Here is a 5,075-nt window from a genome sequence, read left to right on the forward strand (position 1 = left end):
AGAGCCAGAAATGGTCTAAGAGAATGCCTCGTCGAGGCACCAATATTCTTGAAATACAAGAAAAAACTCAAAAGGCACTTCGAATGGACACATTCGAAATGCCTTTTGTCTACAATCTGGGATTGGATACTTGTATCCAATCTTTTTTAATTCCATTTTAGTGTAGTGATTTGTCCAGTCCATTCGTCTAATATACTAAGGGTTAAATTTTCCAAAATGGATATTGGGTGATAAGTGATGGGCAAATGTATTTATATCCTGCTAACAGATACAGGAACTATATTTTCAAGACTGATTAAGTGCTATACAAGGGCTCCATATAATCATTCTTCCATTGCACTGGACAGGCAGTTCAATCAATTATTCAGCTTCGGAAGGCGGAGCTATATGAACCCTTTTTCAGCTGGATTCATTAGGGAACGGGTTGATGGTGGTGTGTTCAAGCATAAGCGAAATACAAGATGCGCGGTCTACCGTCTGCAGGTTTCAGATTCACAGTATAAAGAAATCCGGAAAATGATCCTGCAATTCGAGGAAGATCCGCTGAAGTATAAATATAATCTCCTCGGGTGCATCGGCATTATCTTTGGGATAAAATTTCGAAGGGCCCATGCATTCACCTGCTCGCAATTTGTGTCCACCATTCTTACAAAAAGCGGGATACATACATTCGATAAATGCTGTGAAATGATCAGGCCTGATGACGTTGCCAGCATCCCCCGGCTGTCTTTGGTATACGAGGGGCATCTCCATTATTATTGGGAGAGCTCGCAAATGGCGGCCCCTCTGTATAAAAGGGCAGCTGTCTGGCCCAATTTAACTTAATAAAGGCTGATGTCCATTCATTTAAACAAGTTTTGAATATCATTAGATTAGGGCATACCTCCTCAGATACTTTGAAGCAGATCCTTACAGGGTCTGTTCTTTTTTTGAAGAACAGGGAGGACCCGATGGAGAAGTTTTGGTATCAGTAGAAGCGGGTATGATCGATTGAAAAATGTAAAAAAATCCTTCGGGTGATATGATGAAAAAAACGAAGGAGGGAACGGGTTTGAAAATAGTGTCTTCCCTGCAGCCGGAAAAGGAACTGCAGGATAAAGTCAAGAATGATTTCCCGGATGCGGATTTTGAATTTTATGAGAGCATGGAGCAGGCTGAAGGGGCATTATCCCAGGCTGAAATCTTCATTACATATGGCGAGGATCTGACAGCTGCGCATATTGAGAGTGCAAAAAAGCTTAAATGGATCATGGTAATGTCCGCGGGCCTGGAATTGATGCCGCTCAAGGAATGTGAAGAAAGAGGCATTCTTATTACTAATGCAAGAGGGGTCCACAGCATTCCGATGGCAGAGTTTGCACTTGGAATGATGCTAATGCACGAAAAAAAGGCGAAGAAGCTTATTGTAAATGAAGAGAATGAAGTTTGGGACCGGAATATCCAGATGGGCGAGCTCCACGGAAAAACCATGCTGATCCTTGGGACCGGCGCTATTGGCAGTGAAATAGCCCGGCTGGGTAAAGCATTTGGAATGAAAACCTGGGGCATAAACCGCAGCGGTTCTCCTGTGCCTTATATTGACAGCCTTTTCAGCCTTGAAGAGTTGGACATACTATTACCGGAGGCTGATTTCCTCATCTCAGTGCTCCCGAGTACAGGAGAAACAAGGCATCTCCTCGGGATGGAGCACTTCCGCAGGATGAAGAGCAGCTCGGTCTTCATCAACCTGGGCAGGGGGGATGTTGCCGGGGAAGAGATATTGCTGGATGCGATGCAGAAAAGGGAGATTTCACATGCCTATCTGGATGTTTTCGAAACAGAGCCGCTGGAGAAAATGCATCCTTTCTGGAAGATGGACAATATAACCGTCACTCCGCACTTATCAAGCAGATCAGCCATGTACCTGCCAAGATCCTTTGAAATTTTTGCCCAGAATCTTCATACATATATACAAAACGGGAATGACTTTGTGAATAAAATTGATCCTGGAAAGGGGTATTAATATGAAGATCTATACTAAGACAGGAGATAAGGGAACAACCTCGCTCATATATGGAGATCGTGTGTCGAAAGGGGACATGAGGGTAGAAGCTTATGGGACCTGCGATGAAGCAAACTCGATGATCGGCCTGGCGCTCAGTTATCTGAAGGGAGAATTTTTCCAGGGTAAAAAAGAGCTTGAAGACACATACCATAAAATACAAACAGCCCTTTTCCATGTAGGTGCAGAGCTTGCGACTCCTCCCGGGAAAGAGGTCAAATGGAAAGTTTCTGAAGATGATATCAAAGTCATGGAGAACAAAATTGATGAATGGGACGCAGAACTCCCGCGGCTTGCCAATTTTATCCTGCCAGGGGGCAATCCTGCGGGAGCCGCTTTCCATTCTGCCCGGACGATTGTGCGGAGGGCTGAAAGGGAGGCTGTTCGGATTGAAGGGGCGAACCCATTGGTGCTTTCATACCTGAACAGATTGTCTGACCTGCTGTTTGTGACGGCCAGATACGTAAATCTTCAGCTGGGGGAAAACGAGAAGAATCTTCACGAAGAGGATTGAAATCATCCGGCATCGTACTGGAATATTGACAAATAGCATAAAAAGTTAGTACACTATTTATAAAGATTACAAAGTAAGAATCTTTGTTGGAAAAGAGGTGCATGACGGTGGCTCAAACACAGTTAAAAGAAGCGCTGGATACCTTGAAGGATACAGGAGTGCGTATTACTCCGCAGCGTCATGCGATACTTGAATATTTAATAAGCTCCATGTCACACCCGACTGCAGATGATATTTATAAAGCATTAGAAGGAAAATTTCCTAATATGAGTGTGGCTACAGTTTACAATAATCTAAGAGTATTTCGTGAAGTTGGCCTGGTAAAGGAACTGACCTATGGGGATGCATCAAGCAGGTTTGACTTTATTACAACCCATCATTATCATGTGATTTGCGAGAACTGCGGAAAAATCGTGGATTTCCATTATCCTGGTTTAGATGAAGTTGAACATCTGGCTTCCCATGTAACAGGTTTTAAAATCAGCCATCACCGCATGGAGATTTACGGCACTTGCCCGGATTGTGCAAGCAAGGAAGCGCACTAATTCTATAACGCCGATAGCCTGCTATCGGCTTTTTCTTTTGTTTTGGAGAAAATCAGCAGCTTCCAGATGCTTTGAGGATATATAAAAAATAACCCAGCATCCCTGCTGGGCCGATTTATTCTGAGCATATCTATTGCTCAGCTTTTTTCTGTTTTGAACCCTTTCTGTTGTAGCTCTCGTTGAACTCTTTCCCTTCGAGGGAAGGATCGAGTGTCAGCGGTTCATTGCAGTACATGCACATATCTACACGGCCAAGCATCTTTGTATATTTTCCACAGTTTGGGCACTCAACTTGTACAGTTTTTGTTGAGAGCATGCCAATCCAGAAATAAACACCGGTGCTGGCGATGATGCAGAGCATGCCTAACAGCATGAATATAGTCATGACAATCGGTGAAGTCCTGAAGAATATTCCTATATACATAACAATAAAGCCGATGAATACCAGACTAAGCGCAAAGGTGCGGATTTTGTTAATCTTGCTCGAATATTTTGCCATTCTTTTTTGTCCCTCCCAAAGTATAACTATACCATATTTGCTTTTCTAAAGGATATCTGCAAAGCAGGAATAATGCTCCTGTCGAATAATGCTTGGTTACGGCAGGAATTCCTGGATGGCTGTAGAACCTATAAGCTATAAAAGAAAAGCGGGATCCTTTCGCAAATGAGCGCAGACATTAGGCATAGTGTGCTGAGGCAATATCAAAGCGCCTCCCGAGGATACGCTCAATCGCACTAAAGTATTGAAGTTTAAATTAATGCATCCTTATCTAATATTAATGGAGGAATGATGATGGAAGACATTCTTCGCCCTATTTATCAGGAACGGGCAAGCCAGGCTAACACGCTTGGAGTGCTGATCATAGAAAAAAGAAATAAAGCGGTCCCTGTTACGGATACCTTTGATGCGGTCCTGCTGATCGTTGTCCAGAAGGCAGAGGTTCCGGTCTTTGTGAAGCACTATACTTATAATGATAAAAAAGCAGCCCTTCATATCGTAAAGGAAAGCCAGCTGAATGAGTGGATCCTCCACGGTTCCAACCGGAAGATTTTTGATTGGCTTTATAATGGGAGAATCCTTTTTGACCGAAATGAGTATATAAGCAGCCTGAAGGTTGAATTAAGGGAGTTTCCGTTCTATGGAAGAAAGCTTAAGATGGGCGTAGAGTTTGCGAAGCTAATAAGACGCTATATGGATGGAAAAGCATTTTTTGAAAATAATCATTATCTCGATGCCTATAACCATGTCGTTCATTCTCTCCACCACCTGGCGCGGCTTGCTGTCATTGAAAGCGGATTTCATCCAGAAGTGACTGTATGGCATCAGGTCAAACAGATCGAACCGGAAATCTTTAAGCTGTATGAAGAGCTTGTCATCAGTGAAGAGCCATTGGAAAAACGCCTTGAGCTTCTTTTTCTGGCAAGTGAATTCCTGATCCATTCAAAAACGAAAATCGGGATTCAGCATCTGAATGATATAATGTCCGAAAAAGAGGACTGGTCCTTCAATGACATGATCACCCACCCTGAACTAAGTGCTTATTCTGTTGATTTAAGTATGCTGCTTGAATACTTGATTGATAAACACCTGGTAGAAGCAGTTGAAATCGTGACGAAAAGTCCTGGTTTGTATCACCGCCATTACCGGACGAAAAAATTATTTTAAAAAAACATTAAAAGGTATTGACCTTTTGTTTCTTACTTGGTATATTTATATCCGTCGCTGCTAGTTGTTCAGTAAAAACACGGTGGCTGACGGATTTAAATAACATCCCAAAAATTATTTTTGAAAAGTGTTGACAGAATAAATGACACATGATAAGATAATAAAGTCGCTTAAGGGCGGCGGGATAAAAAGATTGTTCTTTGAAAACTGAACGAACAAAAACGTCAACGTTAATCTTATTTTTATCAGAGCTAAATCTTACTCTTATATGGAGAGTTTGATCCTGGCTCAGGACGAACGCTGGCGGCG

General features: G+C 42.6%; 7 protein-coding genes. 5 read left to right on the forward strand and 2 right to left on the reverse strand.

The features are described from left to right. Window positions 1–237: 237 nt before the first annotated feature. The 4 genes from LCM00_RS24420 to perR all read left to right on the forward strand — a co-directional run bounded on the left by LCM00_RS24420 (window position 238) and on the right by perR (window position 3,100). Window positions 238–825 (forward strand): hypothetical protein, encoded by a 588-nt coding sequence (locus LCM00_RS24420; protein ID WP_224906811.1) that lies wholly within the window; start codon window positions 238–240, stop codon window positions 823–825. A gap of 235 nt (window positions 826–1,060) precedes the next feature. Then, window positions 1,061–2,002 (forward strand): D-2-hydroxyacid dehydrogenase, encoded by a 942-nt coding sequence (locus tag LCM00_RS24425; RefSeq protein ID WP_318247653.1) that lies wholly within the window; start codon window positions 1,061–1,063, stop codon window positions 2,000–2,002. 1 nt (window position 2,003) lies between these two features. Further along, on the forward strand, window positions 2,004–2,555 hold the full coding sequence (locus LCM00_RS24430; RefSeq protein WP_224906815.1) for a cob(I)yrinic acid a,c-diamide adenosyltransferase: 552 nt from the start codon (window positions 2,004–2,006) through the stop codon (window positions 2,553–2,555). A 107-nt stretch (window positions 2,556–2,662) separates the two neighbouring features. After that, the gene (gene perR / locus LCM00_RS24435) at window positions 2,663–3,100 is read left to right on the forward strand and encodes a peroxide-responsive transcriptional repressor PerR (protein ID WP_022543515.1); all 438 of its coding nucleotides are present in this window, start codon (window positions 2,663–2,665) and stop codon (window positions 3,098–3,100) included. A 130-nt stretch (window positions 3,101–3,230) separates the two neighbouring features. Here the strand turns inward: perR and LCM00_RS24440 are convergent, their stop codons facing one another. Further along, complete coding sequence (locus tag LCM00_RS24440) at window positions 3,231–3,599, reverse strand: YgzB family protein (RefSeq protein WP_009795226.1); 369 nt, start codon at window positions 3,597–3,599, stop codon at window positions 3,231–3,233. A gap of 294 nt (window positions 3,600–3,893) precedes the next feature. On the opposite strand from LCM00_RS24440, the gene LCM00_RS24445 reads away from it, so the two are divergent. Beyond that, window positions 3,894–4,766: a nucleotidyltransferase-like protein gene (locus LCM00_RS24445; RefSeq protein ID WP_224906817.1), complete on the forward strand. Its 873-nt coding sequence runs from the start codon at window positions 3,894–3,896 to the stop codon at window positions 4,764–4,766. A 7-nt stretch (window positions 4,767–4,773) separates the two neighbouring features. Here the strand turns inward: LCM00_RS24445 and LCM00_RS24450 are convergent. Continuing rightward, window positions 4,774–5,075 (reverse strand): hypothetical protein (locus LCM00_RS24450; RefSeq protein WP_224906819.1); only part of this gene is annotated, 302 nt, incomplete at its 5' end.

This window comes from Bacillus infantis (genome assembly GCF_020171945.1).
Lineage (GTDB): Bacteria > Bacillota > Bacilli > Bacillales > Cytobacillaceae > Bacillus_AB > Bacillus_AB infantis_A.

Excerpts from the sequence above, each read along its gene's own strand:
- LCM00_RS24420 (WP_224906811.1), top strand. The coding sequence starts at position 238 with ATGGGCAAATGTATTTATATCCTGCTAACAGATACAGGAACTATATTT.
- LCM00_RS24430 (WP_224906815.1), top strand. The coding sequence starts at position 2,004 with ATGAAGATCTATACTAAGACAGGAGATAAGGGAACAACCTCGCTCATA.
- LCM00_RS24440 (WP_009795226.1), bottom strand. The coding sequence starts at position 3,599 with ATGGCAAAATATTCGAGCAAGATTAACAAAATCCGCACCTTTGCGCTT.
- LCM00_RS24445 (WP_224906817.1), top strand. The coding sequence starts at position 3,894 with ATGGAAGACATTCTTCGCCCTATTTATCAGGAACGGGCAAGCCAGGCT.